The organism is Phaeobacter sp. B1627 (genome assembly GCF_006265095.1).
GTDB lineage: Bacteria > Pseudomonadota > Alphaproteobacteria > Rhodobacterales > Rhodobacteraceae > Epibacterium.
In genome coordinates, this window is record NZ_VCNK01000029.1 from 15,274 (window position 1) to 31,068 (window position 15,795).

Sequence of the window (15,795 nt, forward strand, 5' to 3'; positions counted from 1 at the left end):
TCTGCTGGAACCGGCGCGGAAAGGAGGTAGGCTTGCCGGTAGTGATTCACACGTTTGAACCAGGAGGAGCGATCACATGGGATTGCGTATTAACGACGTGGTGCCGAATTTCACCGCTGAGACGGATCAGGGCACCATTAATTTCCACGACTGGATCGGTGACAGCTGGGCGATTCTGTTTTCTCACCCAAAGGATTTCACTCCCGTGTGCACCACGGAATTTTCTGCGGTTGCACAGTTGGCGGATGAATGGGCCGCGCGCAACACCAAGGTGGTCGGGGTCTCGGTCGACAGCGCCGCGGACCATCGCAAATGGAAGGGTGACATCGAAACCTACGCCAAGGCAGAGGCCGGTTTCCCGATCATCGCGGATGAGGGGCTGGCGGTGTCAAAGGCCTTTGACATGCTGCCTGCGGAGGCCTATCTGCCCGACGGCCGCACCCCTGCCGACAGCGCCACGGTGCGTTCGGTTTTCATCATCGGCCCCGACAAACAGCTGAAGCTGTCGATGACCTACCCGATGACGGTCGGCCGCAACTTTGCCGAAGTGCTGCGGGCGCTGGACGGGTTGCAGATGTCGGCAAAAGGCGTCGCAACCCCGGCCAACTGGGTGCCGGGAGAGGACGTCATCATTCCGCCCTCGGTCTCCAATGAGGATGCCAAGACAAAATTCGGCTCGTTCGAGACGATCTTCCCCTACCTGCGCAAGACCAAAGCGCCCGAGTAACCACCTGGAACCAACGGTGTACAGCCGCGCGTACCAGTGTGGCGGCTGTATAATCCGGGTGCTTCAGGACACCAGCGCCGGAGGGGCAAACCGAGCCCCCCGCTGATGCCGCAGGTCCATGGCCTCTTTGTGAATGACCGCGCCGACTTCGCCACTCAGGTCCCTGGTAAACGCCAGCGTCAGATCCGACGCCTGCTCATCCAGCCACAGGGGCGATTTTTTCAGAAAGCCAAAACCGCGACGGTCGTGAACAAGGCGCGGATGCGTGTAGCTGATCCCCTGCCGCGCCACGCTGGTGAGGATAAAGCGGATCAGCTCGTTGTCAGTTGCGGTTTCTATGTCAAATTCGGCCTTTACCTTTTTCATGCGCGCCATCTCGGGGATGATGGTCTGCGCCGCGATCTGGCGGAGATCGCCAGTTGGCAGTTGCGCAAGCTCCCGGTCCAGATCAGAGATCTGGAGGGTCGTTCCATGGCTTCGGCCATTCTCGATCACCCAACGGCTCAGTCCGATCTCGCCACGGCGCACGGTGACGGTCTTGTTGTTGGTCAGCGGGAATTTCTGCCAGAACCGCAGGAAGGCCGGATCGCGCAGCAACGCCCCGGAGATCATCAGCGCAAAGGAACAATAGTGAAAATTCCGATGGGTGCTGGAATAGCTCCATTCGATCTCGCGGAAGTCTTCCGGGTTGACGCGGGCATGGCCATAGTTGGTGGCCGCGCCTACGAAATCCAGCTCCATCGCCTCTGCCTCCTGCAACCAATTGGCCGATCCGGGCAGGGGGAACCAGGCGGAATCATTCAAGAGAACCAAACGTTCAGTGCCGCTGAACCGGGCCACCGCTTCCAGCAGGCCATCGCGGTAGCCGCCGAAATCATAGCCAAAGTTCGGCCGCTCAATGATCAATGTCGCCTGCTGCCGGAGCCGGAGCTTGTCAGCATCGCCAAGCGGCAGGTTCGACACCACAATCGGCGCATAGCCGTTCTCAACCAGGTGGGTCAGCGCAATTTCATGCGAGGCAAGCAGTCCGGATTGCGGAAAGATCAGATAAACGGCCAGCTTCGGGGTGGCCGCAATGCCGCCTTCGGTGATCTGTTTTTTGCGGGCGAGGACCAGATCGTAATAGGGCTGGGACAGGAACAGACTCCCAAGCCGCGCGGGTGAAACACCCAGTTGTTTGAAGGGGCGCGCAAGTTCGCGTTGTATTTTCCAAAAGGGAAGCGGCATCACATCACCAGATAGATTGAGAAAACGAAAGGGACCGTGAAAGGCAGACAGGCTCCGGCACCGCCCGTCACCAGGGCAGAGGCAGATCTGCCGTGTCCCGGTTTCGTACCGCAAGAACGCCGCGCAGATAAGCCCAGTGTTTTGCACGTTTGCGTGCGGACAGCAGCGAAAGCGGTGAACAGAGTTGCACCAATGCGTCTTTGAGAGCCACGGCAAAGGCCTGCGGTACCGCATGTTTGCGGGCCGCATAGACCCGGGATTGGCCCATGTACCAGGCCTTGAGCGCGGCGGTTCGGGGGGAGCGCACGGTCGAGGCCCCGAACAGATGGGTCACACCCGCGGCCGTCACCAGGCGCAGGGGGCCGCATTGCGCCGCCAGCCGCAGACTGAGGTCGTCGTCTTCGTGAAACAGGAAGATCTTTGGATCAAAGCCGCCGACCTGCTCAAACGCCTGCCGCCGAACGAAGAGCGCCGCACCGGACAGCACCGGCAGTTCCCGGTCGCTGTTGGCGGCGTCCCGCGACAGCCATTTGGCTCTGGGCAGCAATTTGCTGCGCCGCTTGAAGGCAACCCGCCCATCCGCCTCGCGCAGGCGCGGGTTGAAGCCGCTCGCTTCCGGGTGGGCATCGGCGGCCGCCAGCAGGGCGTCAATCGCGCCGGCGTCGAGGCTGGCATCCGGGTTCACGAAAAACAGGAACTCGCTACTCGCCCGCGCAGCCCCGAGATTGCAGCCGGGGCCGAAGCCGATGTTGCGCTCCGACGCCAGAAACTCCGCCCCATGTTCCATGCACAGCGCGCGGGTCGCGTCGTGATCGGCGGACCCGTTGTCCACCACAACGCAGCGCACATCCTCGGGCAGCGAAGACAGCAGCCCCGGCAGGATCTCGGCAGAGTTGTAGGCGACGGTGACGATGGTGACGCGGGTCATGGATGCCTCATTGTGCTCGGTCGCATCTGACCGAAATGAAAATGCCCGGGACCGTCAGGCCCCGGGCATCTTATGTCAGATCCGCATCAGGCGGGGAACGGTTATTCCGCGCCCTCTGCCTTGTCGGCGGAGATCTCTTCGCCGGTTTCCTGATCCACGATTTTCATGGAGAGGCGTACCTTGCCGCGATCGTCAAAGCCCAGGAGCTTGACCTTCACTTCCTGACCTTCCTTCAGCACATCGCTGGGGTGGTTCAGGCGGCGGTTTTCGATCTGGGACACATGCACCAGGCCATCGCGCTTGCCGAAGAAGTTCACAAAGGCGCCGAAATCGACGATTTTCACGACTTTACCGGTGTAGACCTTGCCTTCTTCCGGCTCCGCCACGATCGAATAGATCATGTCATAGGCCTTCTTGATGGCCTCGCCGTTGGCCGAAGCGATCTTGATCACGCCATCGTCGTTGATGTCCACTTTGGCACCGGAGACTTCTACAATCTCGCGGATGACCTTGCCGCCGGACCCGATCACTTCCCGGATCTTGTCGGTCGGAACGGTCATCGTCTCGATGCGCGGCGCGTGCTCGGAGAACTCGGAGGCTTCGGTCAGTGCCTTCGCCATTTCGCCGAGGATGTGCAGACGACCGGCTTTGGCCTGTGCCAGCGCGGATTTCATGATCTCAGGCGTGATGCCTGCAACCTTGATATCCATCTGCAGCGAGGTGATGCCCGCTTCGGTCCCGGCCACTTTGAAATCCATGTCGCCGAGGTGATCCTCGTCGCCGAGGATGTCGGTCAGGATCCCGTAGGAGCCGTCGTCCTCCAGCACCAGACCCATGGCAACACCGGCAACCGGCGCCTTCAGCGGCACGCCCGCGTCCATCATCGACAGGGAGCCACCGCAAACGGACGCCATCGAGGAGGAGCCGTTCGACTCGGTGATCTCGGAGACCACGCGGATCGTGTAGGGGAAATCGGTGGGCGCAGGCAGAACAGCCTGCAGCGCGCGCCATGCCAGTTTGCCGTGGCCGATTTCGCGGCGACCGGGCGAACCAACACGACCCACTTCGCCGACCGAGTAGGGCGGGAAGTTGTAGTGCAGCAGGAAGTTGGATTTGAAGTTGCCATGCAGCGCGTCGATGAACTGTTCGTCATCGCCGGTGCCCAGCGTGGTCACAACCAGACCCTGGGTTTCACCACGGGTGAACAGGGCAGAACCATGCGTCCGGGGCAGCAGGCCGGTTTCGGACTGGATCGGGCGCACTTCGTCCAGCGCCCGGCCGTCGATGCGGCGACCGTTCTTGACGACGTCGCCACGCAGAACACCGGATTCCAGCTTCTTCAGGGCAGAGCCGAGGTTTGCGTCCTCTTTTTGCTCGTCAGAGAGGCCTTCGATGATCTCGGCCTTGACACCGGCCACGGCGGCCACGCGCTCTTGCTTGTCAGATATCGCGTAAGCGGCGCGCATTTTCTCTTCGCCGGCGGCCTTAACCACGGCGAACAGCTCCGAGTAGTCGGGCGCAACAAAGTCGAACGGCTCTTTTGCGGTGTCTTCGGCCAGATCGATGATCAGGTCGATAACCGGCTGGATCTGCTCATGGGCAAAGGTCACAGCACCGAGCATCTCTTCTTCGGTCAGCTCGTAGGCTTCGGATTCGACCATCATGACGGCGTCTTTGGTGCCGGCCACGACCAGATCCAGACGCTGGTCCGGATTGAGGCGCAGGTCCTGCATGTCGTCTACGGTCGGGTTCAGGATGTAGTCGCCATCCTCATAGCCGACGCGGCAGCATGCGATCGGGCCCATGAAGGGCACGCCAGAGATGGTCAGCGCGGCAGAGGCCGCGATCATCGCGACGATGTCCGGGTCGTTGACCAGATCGTGGGACAGCACGGTGCACATCACCAGAACTTCGTTTTTGAAGCCGGGGACGAACAGCGGGCGGATCGGACGGTCGATCAAACGGGCTGTCAGCGTTTCCTTTTCGGTCGGACGCGCTTCGCGTTTGAAAAAGCCGCCTGGGATTTTGCCGGCGGCGTAGTATTTCTCTTGGTAATGTACGGTCAGCGGAAAGAAATCCTGACCGGGTTTCTGGGCGCGGGCGAAGGTCACGTTGGCCATGACCGAGGTTTCGCCGAGCGTTGCGATCACGGTGCCATCGGCCTGGCGCGCAACTTTGCCCGTTTCCAGTGTCAGCGTCTCTTCGCCCCACTGCATTGTCTTTGTCGTTACATTGAACATCTATCGTATCCTAAGTCGGAGCACTCCCGGGCGTATCCCGGGTCTCCATATTGCGTAGCGGCCCCATTGCCGCCGACCCCTGCTTATCTTGCTTTCGCGTGCCGGGGTCTGGCACATCGTCTCAGATAGCTCCGCCCTTACATGAGTTCGGCGCAGAAAGAAAGACTTCGCTCAGTGCGGAGGATATTCGCCACCGCCTTTGATGCCCGTCCGGGCGTGTGGCCCGAGGGGGGCTCCGCCGCATCGGACCCCTGACGCAACCGGAGCGGACATTGCAACGGGTTTCGCTGCAGATACGCCCGAGTGGCCCGCCCACGCGCACCCGGCCCGGGCCAGTCGACCCAGGTCAGTCGGCGCCGGCCAGCCGACCCAGGCCAGCCGGCCCGAGTCAGCTCGCCTGCTCACTGCGCCGCCACAAGGGGAAGGGATCCGGCAGGGTTTCACAGTGCCGGAGTGTCTCGGGTGACGCATCTTGCAGCAGGCAGCTGTCCAATGCGGCTTTCAATGCCGGCCAGTTGATGCCTGCGCCGATAAAAACCAGTTCCTGCCGCCGGTCGCCAAACGGCTCGACCCAGTGGGTCGTCAGATAATCGGTCATTTGTTGCTGCACCGGCCATCTCTCCTGCGGCACGGCAGCCCACCAGGTCCCCAACGGAGCCACGCTCGACAGGGACCCGGCCAGGGAAAACTCTGCGACCCAATCGGGGCGCGTCGCGAGCCAGAAATGCCCCTTGGCCCGGATTACCCCCGGCATTGCACTGTTCAGAACCCCATGGATCTTTTGCGGATCAAAAGGGGCACGCGCCCGGTAGACATAGGAGGCGATGCCGTATTCTTCGGTTTCCGGCACATGGTCGGCAAAGCCATACAGCTCCTTGGCCCACATCGGATGCGCATGGGCCTTTTCCAGATCAAAGAGCCCGGTGTCGAGGATGCTGTCCGCGCTGACCTTGCCGTAATCCGTCTCGATGATCCGGGCATCCGCATTCAGGCTGCGAATGATTGTCCGTGCGGCCTCAGCCTGATCGCGCGAGGCCTGGCTGACCTTGTTGAGCACCACCACATCGGCAAATTCGATCTGATCGGTCAGCAGATGCACCAGCCTGCGCTCGTCGTCCTCACCCATCGTTTCGCCGCGGTCGGCCAGCAGGTCTTGGCTCGCAAAGTCGTTCAGCAGGTTGACGGCATCGACCACGGTCACCAGCGTGTCGAGGCGCGCCACGTCGGACAGGCTCTCGCCATTCTCATCGCGGAATTCGAAGGTGGTCGCGACGGGGAGTGGTTCGGATATTCCCGTCGATTCGATCAACAGGTAGTCGAACCTGTTTTGCCAGGCCAATTGGCGCACCTCGGTCAGCAGGTCCTCCCGCAGGGTGCAGCAGATGCAGCCATTGGACATCTCGACCAGAGCCTCGTCGGTCTGGCTCAGATTGGCGCCGCCGTCCCGGATCAGATCCGCGTCAATGTTGACCTCGGACATATCATTCACGATCACGGCCACCCGGCGGCCGTCCCGATTGTTCAGAACCTGGTTCAGCAACGTCGTTTTGCCCGCACCGAGAAACCCGGAAAGCACGGTGACGGGAAGGCGGGGATCAGGCATTTGTGACTCCAATATTATGTTATAACGTAACAAACACAAAGCCAAAGAAGACGCAAGACCCCTCCGCCATCTGCAAGACGCACGGCGCGACATAGCTGACAGGGGGGGCGGGAACGGAAAACGCCCGCTCCTCAGGGGAACGGGCGCGCATCTCGCAAAACTCTGGGGGTCGATTAACGACGGATGCCCAGCTTTTTGATAAGGTCCTGATAACGGGCCTCTTCTTTGCCCTTGAGATAGTCGAGCAGCTTCCGGCGCTGAGCAACCATCTTCAACAAACCACGGCGGCCGTGGTTGTCTTTCTTGTGGGTTTTGAAGTGCTCGGTCAGAGTGTTGATACGCGACGTCAGGATCGCAACCTGGACTTCCGGAGAACCGGTGTCACCTTCTTTGGTTGCGAATTCTTTCATCAGGCGGTTTTTTTCTTCAACAGTGATCGACATCGGGGTCTCCTTTGCAGGGTTGAAGTGAATGGCGCAGGCCGGGATGTCGTCCAGCACAGGCCCATGGAGATATCCGCCCACGAAAGTCAACGCGTGATTCCACGTGCGGATGGGGGTCGTTACGGGATTTCCTGCAGTATTGCAAAGGAAATCCAGACGCAGGCTATGGTGTGGCCCTGGAAACCGCCGGAGCCGGCCCGGGCGGGTGTCACAACAGGCCGGGCACGGGCAGGGTGGCCAGCTCATCGGCATCCGACCCGATCAGGCGGATGTCCTCGGCGGTCAGGCTGCCCGCACCGGTGAGGCGCAGGTATTCAGCGCCGTTCAGCCGCAGGATTGTTTCGCCAGGGGCGTCGGGATCGGCTTCGACGTCAAGCTCCGGAACACCTTGGGATGCGTCGTATATCAGCATCAACTGGTCCTCTTCGACGTCGAAATCAACGAGGTCGATGGTGCCCTCGGCGGCCCAGTCGCCAATCAGGATGCGGTCAGCGCCATCGCCGCCGGTCACCACATCCGACGCCCCGGCAATCAGCGTGTCATTGCCATCGCCGCCGTTGACATAGTCGCGTATATCCGCATCGTCGGCCCCGTTGACCACATCGTCGCCCGTACCGCCGAACAACGCATCCTGCCCGTCGCCGCCAAAGAGGGTATCGTTGCCGGCGTTGCCATGGACCGCATCCGCGCCCGCGCTTCCCTCTGCAATATCATCATCCGCGCCGCCATGGAGCGTATCCGAGCCCTCGCCGCCGACAAGCGTGTCTGCGCCGAAATGACCATAGAGGACGTCGTCGCCTGCGTCGCCTGCAAGGTCATCGCCCGCGTCACCGCCATGCAGGCTGTCCGCCCCATCGCCGCCGGTCAGCGTATCCGTCCCTTCGGCGCCATAGAGAGCATCATCGCCGGCACCACCGTCCAGACTGTCATCGCCGGCGTAGCCGTTGATTTGGTCGTCACCCTCCAGGCCGGAAATCGTGTCGTTGAGCGCCCCGCCAGAGATCTGATCGAGGGCGTCCGTGCCGACAAGCGTCTCGCCCTCCGGCCCGCTCCCGGTTTCGCCGCCGGTCCCGAGCAGGTCATCGAGCGAGGCCACGGGCCCGGTGCTGCCGGTGTCCGCTGACGTATCGGTGTCGTCGTCTTCGTCCGACCCGGGATCAAGATCGATGAACATTGCGCCGCCGACCGCAGCGATTCCCAGAAAACTCATCAACCACAACACCGTAACAGTCCACTTCGATACACCGAAACTTTACCAAGTATACTGTGGCACAGGTTGCGGCGCTCTGGCAAAACAAAAGGAGAACGTAGGTTAATTGCCTCCGGTGACGGCAGGCACCGCAGGCCAGAGCAGAGGTTGCTGCGCATAGGGAATATAGAGCGGGTGTTTCGGGTGGCCTGCCTTGCTGAGGCCGAGGTGATGCAGCGGTTTGCCTGCCTTTCGCATCAGGGTTTCGATACGGCGTCCCTGATCGCGATGGGCCCCGTGAGTGCCCCAGGCACAGATCACCCGGTCGGCCCAGGCCTGCCCCTGCAGCAGGTGGTCCCTGTTGTCCGGGCCTTCGGGGTCCTCTGCGGCCCGCATATCCCGCGGGTCCGTGGCGCGGTAGGCAAAGATATTCGTGGCCTGAACCGCCCCAAACCCAAGCGCCCGCGCCCGCCGCTCACACCGTTCAATGGTGGGGTCGTTCTGCACTTCGGTCGCCTTGGAGGGGTTCAGCATCACGAACATCACCTTTGGCGCCTGTGGATCCCAGACGCGCGTGAGGCTGTAGCGGTAGGTTTCGCAATCAGAATAAACTGCGGTGGACGGCGCGTCGCCCTTGGTGTGGTGTCGAGTGATCATACAGCCTTCTGTCCGATCCGGGGCCAAAGCGCAATTCCCCGGCGCTGCGCACATAGGACAGCATGACTGACCCATTGTTTCGCGCACGAAACAATGGGTCAGAAAGGTTTCCCTTTCATTTACAGTATCTTAACGCATTTTGTACGGGAGGCGCGGCGTCACTCGGTATTGAACACGCGGCTGGGGTGCAGTTCACCCGCCTTGTAGATCCCGACCGCCACCGCCCGACCGTTGAGCGAGGCCCAGGCTTCGTCGCCGTATTCCACATCGGAGGCGATGACCATTCCGGGGTTGCCGTTGCGCAGGCGTACAGCGCCCTGATCGGTGCATTTCAGCTCCGGCAGATCGCCCAGCCCCTCTTCGAGCGGGCGCAGGAACTGATCGAGCTCGGGGGATTTGGCGAGATTGTCGATCTGCTCCAGCGTGATACCGTCCTCGGCATCGAAGGGGCCGGACCAGGTCCGGCGCAATTTCAGCACATGGCCAAGGCAGCCAAGCTTCTCGCCCAGATCCCGCGCGATGGAGCGCACGTAGCCGCCCTTGCCGCAGGTCATTTCCAGGATCACGTGGTCGGCGTCGGGCCGGTCCAGCATCACCAGCTCTTCGACCCAGAGCGGCCGCGCCGCCAGCTCCACATCCTCGCCGTCCCGGGCAAGCTTGTAGGCGCGCTGACCATCGACCTTGACTGCAGAGAACTTCGGCGGGACCTGCTGGATCTCACCGATGAACCCGAGGAGCGCTTCCTTGATCTCGTCATCGCCGGGGCGCGTTTCAGAGGTGGCAATGACCTCGCCCTCGGCATCGTCGGTGTTGGTCGCCGCTCCCAGGGTGACGGTGAAAGTATAGGCCTTCATCGCGTCGGTGATATAGGGAACGGTCTTGGTCGCCTCGCCAAGCGCCACGGCCAGCACGCCGGTGGCGTCGGGATCGAGGGTGCCCGCATGACCGGCCTTTTTGGCGTCAAACGCCCAGCGGACCTTGTTGACGACGGCGGTCGAGGTCAGCCCGGCGGGTTTGTCCACCACCAGCCAGCCGGAAATGTCGCGTCCCTTGCGTTTGCGTCCCATGAAGATCCCCAATGATGTCGGATGAGGCGCGGGAGGTAGCGCAGGATGGGGAGCCTGTCAATTCCGCAGGGCGTCTGCGGGGGCCGGATCTGCGTCCTCGACCACCCCGATCACCGGCCCCATCATGAAACCCGCGTCAGAACGCCCGAGCTGTGGTGCGTGCAGGCGGGAGATGTTGCCGTCGAAATACAGCGCGTTGGGCAGTTTCAGGTGGTCCCGGAACAGGCTGCCGAAGGCGTGGAAATTGACGGTATTGCGCGAAATGGCAAAGACCACACGGCTGCCGTCGGCGCTGGTGCCGACCCCGTTGCGGATATAGCGCGAGCTGCTGTCCTGCAGGAACCGTGGGTGCAATGCGCCGTCGATCACCAGCATCGGGCCGGATTGGGTGGCGCCGGTGCAGGCAGGGGTGCTGGCCTCGAACTGGAGCGTCTCGATCACATCGGCGCGCCCCTCGCGCAGGCAGAAGACACCATTTGGCAGCAAGCCGAAATTGCCGGGCCCCGGGGTCGTCACCAGGCGCATTTCCTGAACGCCGTCCGCAAGATAGAGCCCGACCGGAGCGCGGTCGGTGTGGTACATGCCGGCGTTTGTCGCGAAAGCGAGCACCTTGCCGTCTGGCTCCAGAGCGCGGGCAATGGTGGAGAAATGTCCCAGGATCGCGCCGGTCTCGTCCCGCAGGAACAGGCGCAGATCTTCGGTGGTGGCATCGACCTCACACAGGGTGTAGCGATTGTCTGCGTAGGTCTCGTTCCGGCATTCCACGGCCTGCGCGGAGGAGGTGATCAGGGCCAGAGCCAGAAGCAGGCCGGGCATCAGCGCGACCGGCATCTGTCAGTCCTCGATGTCGCGGCGCACCGCGTCCTGATCGAACAGGCGACGGGTATCGTCCATGCGGTCGAAGGTGCCATCAATCTGGAACCGCAGGTCCGGGGTGAATTTCAGGCCGGTCTTCTTGCCCATCATGCGGCGCAACTCGTGTTTGTTGCGCGCCAGCAGCTGCAGCACGTCCTCCTGCCCCTTGCCGCCGAGTGGCAGCACATAGGCGGTGGCGATTTTCAGGTCGGGAGAGATTCGCACCTCGCCCACGGTGATCGAAAGACGGTTGAGTTCCGGATCGTGCACATCGCCACGCGCCAGCACTTCGGACAAAGTGCGGCGGATGACTTCGCCGACGCGAAGCTGACGTTGGGACGGACCGGGGCCGTCGTGGAATTTGTTCTTTGCCATAAGACCCGATCTATGCCGAAACCCGCCCTTTGCCAAGCGGTCCCCGGCAGGGTAGGAGAAATCCGGCGGATAGTCCAACCGGAGAGTGGAAACATGACGGAAAAACCAGGGATCGTGATCACAGGCGCCTCGGGGCGCATGGGCCAGATGTTGATCAGGACGGTGCTGGAGAGTGACAAGGCCCGGCTGGTCGCCGTGGTGGAGCGTGAGGGCCATGACTGGGTCGGCCAGGATGTCGGTGTCGCCATGGGAGGCGCGGCGCAGGGCGTGGTCGTGACCGATGATGCGCTCGAGGCCTTTTCCAAGGCGCAGGCGGTGATTGATTTTACCGCGCCCGAGGCGACGCTGGCGTTTTCAAAACTGGCAGCTCAGGCGCGCGCGGTGCATGTGATCGGAACCACAGGGATGACGGAGGCGCAGATTGCGCAGCTGGAACCGGCCGCGCGTCAGGCGGTGATCGTGCGGGCCGGGAATATGTCCCTTGGTGTCAACCTGTTGGTGCAGTTGACGAAAAAGGTGGCTGCCGCTTTGGATGAGGATTTCGATATCGAGGTGATCGAAGCGCACCATCACCACAAGGTGGATGCGCCGTCCGGCACGGCACTGATGCTGGGCGAGGCGGCGGCCGAGGGGCGCGGGGTGGATCTTTCAGAGGTGGCTGAGCGGGGGCGCGATGGGATCACCGGGGCCCGCCGCAAGGGCGATATCGGATTTACCGCGATCCGCGGTGGCGACATCGTTGGCGAGCATGACGTGCTGTTTGCCGCGGCCGGGGAACGTGTCGTGCTGCGTCACATGGCGACTGACCGGGCCATTTTTGCGCGCGGGGCTTTGAAGGCCGCTCTCTGGGGGCAGGACAAGGCGCCCGGGGAGTATGATATGGTCGATGTGCTGGGACTTTGAAGTTGAATAGGCCGCCCCATTGGGGCGGCTGCCTCCGGCGGAGGTATTTTTGAAAAGGTGAAGGGGCCACGGGGGGCAGACCGGACGGCGCGTTCTCAGAAGTCGCGGTCTCAGAAGTCTATGGCGATGCCCTTTTTTTCCCAATCGCCGTAGCGGGCGGGATCGGGGCCATCGCGCCCTCCGAGTTCCTGCGGGGCCGGGGCTTCGGTGCTCCGGGCCTTGCGGCGGGCCTCGGCCTCGGCCAATGCGCGACGGGCAGCGGCTGGCAGGTCGTCCTTGCGGGGCTCGTCGGGGGTATCGCTCATGGGGGTTCTCCGCAGGCTCGGGGATCTGGTGGGTTTCTTTATGATGTGACCATGATATACGCTCGCGTCCGCCATGGACAAGCCACAGCGCCGATTGGAGTGCCTTTGTATGAGTGATCGCCAGACATCCGGAACCGACGCCCGCCGAGCGGCGGTGGCTCTTCTCGACAAGGTCCTGGGAGAGGGGCTGTTGCTGGCGGAGTGCCAGATGCAGGTGCTGGAGCCGCTGGCTGCAGCGGATCGCGCCCGAGCGCAGCGGCTGACGCTGGAGACGCTGCGGGCATTGGAGCGTGCGGACCGCATCCTGCAGAAGCATCTGCGCAAGCCTCCGGCGCTGTTTGTGCGCAATGCCCTGCGGCTGGGGACGGTGGAGCTGTGTTCCGGCGGGGCGCCACATGGGGTGGTGAACGACATCGTCAATCTAGTGGCGCGTCACCGTCGCCATGGCAAGCTCAAGGGGCTGGTGAACGCAATCTTGCGCAAAGTGGCCGAAGATGGCCCTGCGGAATGGGCCAAGCTCCGGGTGCCGCGCCTGCCGAAATGGTTGCGCTCCCCCCTGGCGCAGGCCTGGGGCACTGAGGCAATGCTGGCTATTGAGGCGGCGCATTTTCGCGGCGCGCCGCTGGATCTGACTGCCAAACCGGAGGCGGATCTGTCGGCCCTGGCCGGAGCCTTCACGCCGACCGGCAGTTTCCGGCTCGTCGAGGCGGGGCAGGTCTCGGCCTTGCCGGGCTATGATGCGGGGGATTGGTGGGTTCAGGATGCGGCGGCAGCTTTGCCTGCCAGGCTGTTGAATGCCCAGCCCGGCGAGCGGGTTCTCGATCTCTGTGCCGCGCCCGGAGGCAAGACATTGCAGTTGGCGGCTGCGGGGGCGGAGGTGACGGCCGTTGATCTCTCGGAGGGGCGGCTGGGGCGGTTGCGCGAGAACCTGGCACGAACCGGGCTGGTGGCGGCAGTGGTGGTCGGCGATGTGCTTGAGCAAGTGGGGCACTATGACGCCGTCTTGCTGGATGCCCCCTGTTCCGCGACGGGCACCATCCGCCGCCATCCGGATTTGCCCCATGCCAAGGACGGCAGCGGTTTCGGGGAGCTGATCGAGCTGCAGGCGCAAATGATTGCCCATGCGTGGTCATTGGTGAAACCGGGCGGGCGACTGGTATACTGCACCTGCTCCCTGCTGCCTGACGAGGGGGAGTGCCAGATTGAGGATGCGCTTGAGATGTTCCCCGATGCCCGCCCAGGTGAGGGTGTCAAGGCGCTGCCGGGGATCGAGCCTGGCTGGCTCACCGAGGAGGGCGGGCTGCGGTTGCGGCCGGATTACTGGCCTGACAGTGGCGGCATGGATGGGTTCTACATGGCAGAGCTGGTCAAATCAGCGGAGTGAAATGAAACGCGCGACGGCGGCCTGTCCGGGGGCACACAGGGCGCACAAAGCGATCCTTTGCGGGCACAGATCGCATGACACACCGTAAAGCGCGCGTTATCTTCTGGCCAAAACGCTCAAGGCGTGTGAGGCAATAGAGCATGTCTAGATACGATCGCATGGCCAGTCGCGGAACGCGGCTGTTGAACCGCTACACCGCATGGAAGGCGCGCAAACAGCCTGCTGCGACCGGATTCGTGTCGCAACCCGAACCGCGCACCATCGGCAGTTTTGCCCGTGGCCGTCAGCTGGTTGCCGGCAATCTGCTGTTTGCGGGCTATCTGGTCGAAAGCACCACCACCGGTCTGTGGGATGTGGAGGCGCCGGACCTTGCCTTTGAGGCAGAGCGGCAGGGCTGTACCTGGCTTGATGATCTGGCGGCGGTCGGTGATCTGGCGGCGCGGCAGAAGGCACAATATTGGGTCTGGGGCTGGATCGAGGCCTTCGGGCGCGGGCGTGGGCCGGGATGGTCGGCGGATCTGACCGGCCGGCGCGTGATCCGCTGGACCAACCATGCGCTGTTTCTGCTCAGCGGGCAGGACAAGGAGCGGGCGGATGCCTTCTACAGGTCCTTGTCGCAGCAAACCTGGTTCCTGTCGCAGCGATGGAAGGGGGCCTCTCCCGGGTTGCCGCGTTTCGAGGCGCTGACCGGGCTGATCTACGCGGGGCTTGCGCTCAAGGGCTGCGAGGAGCTGGCGGATCCGGCGGTCCGGGCGCTGGCACAGGAATGCAACAGTCAGATCAACGCCGATGGTGGCCTGCCGACCCGGAATCCGGAAGAGTTGCTGGATGTCTTCACCTTGCTGACCTGGGCCGCTGCTGCCCTGCATGAGGCGGGGCGCAGTGTGCCGCGCGATCACCATGCGGCGCTTGACCGGATCGCGCCCACTCTGCGCGCGCTGCGACATGCGGATGGCAGTCTGGCGCGTTTTCACGGGGGCGGCCGGGGGCAGGAGGGCTGGCTCGATCATGCGCTGGCGGCGTCGCAGGTGCCTGCCCGCGCCTATGAAGGGCTGGCCATGGGGTTTTGTCGCCTGTCCGCGCGCCGGACCTCGGTGATTGTGGATGCCAGCGTGCCGCCCACGGGCAAGGCGTCCTACAATGCCCATGCCTCCACCCTGGCGTTCGAGCTGACATCCGGACGGCGGCCGCTGATCGTCAGCTGCGGTGCGGGCGAGAATTTTGGCGTCGAATGGCGCCGGGCCGGACGGGCAACGCCGTCCCATTCGGTGGTCTGCCTCGAGGGGCATTCCAGCGCCCGTCTCGCCCCGCCCCAGAAAGCCACCGGACAGGAGTTTTTGATCGAGCCGCCCACAGAGGTGCAGGTCGAGCGGGAAGACCTGGATGCGGGCTATCGGTTTCAGGGGGCCCATGACGGATATGCCAAGCACTTCGGGGTGACGGTTGTGCGCGCGCTGGAACTGTCGGTGGACGGGCGGACGCTGGCGGGCGAAGACATGATCCTGACATTGGATGATACCGCCAAGCGCCGGTTCGACCGGGCGCTGGACGCAGCTGCCTTGAAGGGCATCGGCTATGAGGTGCGGTTCCATTTGCACCCGGATGTGGACGCAGCCCTTGACTTGGGCGGCGCGGCGGTATCCATGGCGCTCAAGAGCGGGGAGATCTGGGTCTTTCGCCACGATGGTCAGTGTGATCTGAAGCTGGAAACCAGCGTCTACCTGGAGAAAACCCGCTTGAAACCGCGCCAGGCGCTGCAGATCGTCCTGACGGGACGGGCCATTCAATATGCGACCCAGATCCGATGGACCCTCAGCAAGGCGCAGGAAACGGCACTGGCGGTGCGCGATCTGAACCGCGACGAGCCAATGTCCTATGAAGAATGAACCTGA

General features: G+C 63.0%; 15 protein-coding genes. 4 read left to right on the plus strand and 11 right to left on the minus strand.

Translation table 11 applies throughout. The features are described from left to right. Positions 1-76: 76 nt before the first annotated feature. Positions 77-727 (plus strand): peroxiredoxin, encoded by a 651-nt coding sequence (locus tag FGE21_RS15325; RefSeq protein ID WP_139664307.1) that lies wholly within the window; start codon positions 77-79, stop codon positions 725-727. 63 nt (positions 728-790) lie between these two features. Here FGE21_RS15325 and FGE21_RS15330 read toward each other — a convergent pair whose 3' ends face one another. The 10 genes from FGE21_RS15330 to rbfA all read right to left on the minus strand — a co-directional run bounded on the left by FGE21_RS15330 (position 791) and on the right by rbfA (position 11,311). Then, complete coding sequence (locus FGE21_RS15330; RefSeq protein ID WP_139664308.1) at positions 791-1,954, minus strand: rhamnan synthesis F family protein; 1,164 nt, start codon at positions 1,952-1,954, stop codon at positions 791-793. Positions 1,955-2,021: 67 nt separating this feature from the next. After that, positions 2,022-2,882 (minus strand): glycosyltransferase family 2 protein, encoded by an 861-nt coding sequence (locus FGE21_RS15335; protein WP_139664309.1) that lies wholly within the window; start codon positions 2,880-2,882, stop codon positions 2,022-2,024. Between the two features lie 101 nt (positions 2,883-2,983). Next, positions 2,984-5,122, minus strand: coding sequence for a polyribonucleotide nucleotidyltransferase (pnp, locus tag FGE21_RS15340; protein ID WP_139664310.1), 2,139 nt, complete (start codon positions 5,120-5,122; stop codon positions 2,984-2,986). Between the two features lie 388 nt (positions 5,123-5,510). Beyond that, positions 5,511-6,725 (minus strand): GTP-binding protein, encoded by a 1,215-nt coding sequence (locus tag FGE21_RS15345; RefSeq protein WP_139664311.1) that lies wholly within the window; start codon positions 6,723-6,725, stop codon positions 5,511-5,513. Between the two features lie 173 nt (positions 6,726-6,898). Further along, positions 6,899-7,168 carry a 30S ribosomal protein S15 gene (gene rpsO, locus FGE21_RS15350; protein ID WP_139664312.1) on the minus strand — a complete coding sequence of 90 codons (270 nt, stop codon included), beginning with the start codon at positions 7,166-7,168 and terminating at the stop codon, positions 6,899-6,901. Between the two features lie 208 nt (positions 7,169-7,376). Further along, a complete protein-coding gene (locus FGE21_RS15355; RefSeq protein ID WP_255731609.1) occupies positions 7,377-8,378 on the minus strand; it encodes a calcium-binding protein in 1,002 nt (333 codons plus the stop codon). 102 nt (positions 8,379-8,480) lie between these two features. Then, on the minus strand, positions 8,481-9,014 hold the full coding sequence (locus tag FGE21_RS15360; protein ID WP_139664314.1) for a DUF1643 domain-containing protein: 534 nt from the start codon (positions 9,012-9,014) through the stop codon (positions 8,481-8,483). A 158-nt stretch (positions 9,015-9,172) separates the two neighbouring features. Continuing rightward, positions 9,173-10,081 carry a tRNA pseudouridine(55) synthase TruB gene (truB, locus tag FGE21_RS15365; RefSeq protein ID WP_139664315.1) on the minus strand — a complete coding sequence of 303 codons (909 nt, stop codon included), beginning with the start codon at positions 10,079-10,081 and terminating at the stop codon, positions 9,173-9,175. Between the two features lie 57 nt (positions 10,082-10,138). Beyond that, positions 10,139-10,912: a phosphodiester glycosidase family protein gene (locus tag FGE21_RS15370; protein WP_139664316.1), complete on the minus strand. Its 774-nt coding sequence runs from the start codon at positions 10,910-10,912 to the stop codon at positions 10,139-10,141. 3 nt (positions 10,913-10,915) lie between these two features. Continuing rightward, a complete protein-coding gene (gene rbfA, locus FGE21_RS15375; RefSeq protein WP_139664317.1) occupies positions 10,916-11,311 on the minus strand; it encodes a 30S ribosome-binding factor RbfA in 396 nt (131 codons plus the stop codon). Positions 11,312-11,404: 93 nt separating this feature from the next. On the opposite strand from rbfA, the gene dapB reads away from it, so the two are divergent. After that, positions 11,405-12,214 (plus strand): 4-hydroxy-tetrahydrodipicolinate reductase, encoded by an 810-nt coding sequence (dapB, locus tag FGE21_RS15380; RefSeq protein ID WP_139664318.1) that lies wholly within the window; start codon positions 11,405-11,407, stop codon positions 12,212-12,214. Between the two features lie 110 nt (positions 12,215-12,324). Here dapB and FGE21_RS15385 read toward each other — a convergent pair whose 3' ends face one another. Then, the gene (locus tag FGE21_RS15385) at positions 12,325-12,519 is read right to left on the minus strand and encodes a DUF1674 domain-containing protein (protein ID WP_139664319.1); all 195 of its coding nucleotides are present in this window, start codon (positions 12,517-12,519) and stop codon (positions 12,325-12,327) included. A gap of 109 nt (positions 12,520-12,628) precedes the next feature. Between FGE21_RS15385 and FGE21_RS15390 the strand changes: the two genes are divergently transcribed. Continuing rightward, a complete protein-coding gene (locus FGE21_RS15390) occupies positions 12,629-13,903 on the plus strand; it encodes an RsmB/NOP family class I SAM-dependent RNA methyltransferase (protein ID WP_139664320.1) in 1,275 nt (424 codons plus the stop codon). Between the two features lie 140 nt (positions 13,904-14,043). Next, on the plus strand, positions 14,044-15,789 hold the full coding sequence (locus FGE21_RS15395; protein WP_139664321.1) for a heparinase II/III family protein: 1,746 nt from the start codon (positions 14,044-14,046) through the stop codon (positions 15,787-15,789). Positions 15,790-15,795: the final 6 nt, after the last annotated feature.

Coding starts and splice junctions, on each gene's coding strand:
- FGE21_RS15325 (WP_139664307.1), top strand. CDS start 77: ATGGGATTGCGTATTAACGACGTGGTGCCGAATTTCACCGCTGAGACG.
- FGE21_RS15330 (WP_139664308.1), bottom strand. CDS start 1,954: ATGCCGCTTCCCTTTTGGAAAATACAACGCGAACTTGCGCGCCCCTTC.
- FGE21_RS15335 (WP_139664309.1), bottom strand. CDS start 2,882: ATGACCCGCGTCACCATCGTCACCGTCGCCTACAACTCTGCCGAGATC.
- pnp (WP_139664310.1), bottom strand. CDS start 5,122: ATGTTCAATGTAACGACAAAGACAATGCAGTGGGGCGAAGAGACGCTG.
- FGE21_RS15345 (WP_139664311.1), bottom strand. CDS start 6,725: ATGCCTGATCCCCGCCTTCCCGTCACCGTGCTTTCCGGGTTTCTCGGT.
- rpsO (WP_139664312.1), bottom strand. CDS start 7,168: ATGTCGATCACTGTTGAAGAAAAAAACCGCCTGATGAAAGAATTCGCA.
- FGE21_RS15355 (WP_255731609.1), bottom strand. CDS start 8,378: ATGAGTTTTCTGGGAATCGCTGCGGTCGGCGGCGCAATGTTCATCGAT.
- FGE21_RS15360 (WP_139664314.1), bottom strand. CDS start 9,014: ATGATCACTCGACACCACACCAAGGGCGACGCGCCGTCCACCGCAGTT.
- truB (WP_139664315.1), bottom strand. CDS start 10,081: ATGGGACGCAAACGCAAGGGACGCGACATTTCCGGCTGGCTGGTGGTG.
- FGE21_RS15370 (WP_139664316.1), bottom strand. CDS start 10,912: ATGCCGGTCGCGCTGATGCCCGGCCTGCTTCTGGCTCTGGCCCTGATC.
- rbfA (WP_139664317.1), bottom strand. CDS start 11,311: ATGGCAAAGAACAAATTCCACGACGGCCCCGGTCCGTCCCAACGTCAG.
- dapB (WP_139664318.1), top strand. CDS start 11,405: ATGACGGAAAAACCAGGGATCGTGATCACAGGCGCCTCGGGGCGCATG.
- FGE21_RS15385 (WP_139664319.1), bottom strand. CDS start 12,519: ATGAGCGATACCCCCGACGAGCCCCGCAAGGACGACCTGCCAGCCGCT.
- FGE21_RS15390 (WP_139664320.1), top strand. CDS start 12,629: ATGAGTGATCGCCAGACATCCGGAACCGACGCCCGCCGAGCGGCGGTG.
- FGE21_RS15395 (WP_139664321.1), top strand. CDS start 14,044: ATGTCTAGATACGATCGCATGGCCAGTCGCGGAACGCGGCTGTTGAAC.